Annotated in this window: 1 protein-coding gene; it reads left to right on the plus strand. The window is 69.1% G+C overall.

What is annotated here, in order from left to right; translation table 11 throughout:
- Nucleotides 1-233 (plus strand): AAA family ATPase (locus ACTFO6_RS19995; protein WP_439936016.1); only part of this gene is annotated, 233 nt, incomplete at both ends.

Below are 233 nucleotides of genomic sequence, written 5' to 3' on the forward strand. Positions count from 1 at the left end.
GTACGTGGGCGCCTCAGAGGAGGCTCTGCGGGAGGTGTTCACGAAGGCACGACAGACCGCCCCCACGATCATCTTCTTCGATGAGCTGGATGCGCTCGTCTCCGATGCGGGCAGCTCGGGGGTGGGTGGGCGCGTGCGTGCCCAGCTCGTCACCGAGCTCGACCGCATCGCGGACCACCCCGGCCTCGTCGTGATCGGGGCGACGAACCGACGGGATGCGCTCGATGCAGCCC

Origin of the sequence: Pelomicrobium sp. G1, from assembly GCF_051905455.1 — a bacterium.
Taxonomy (GTDB): Bacteria; Pseudomonadota; Gammaproteobacteria; order Burkholderiales; family UBA6910; genus Pelomicrobium.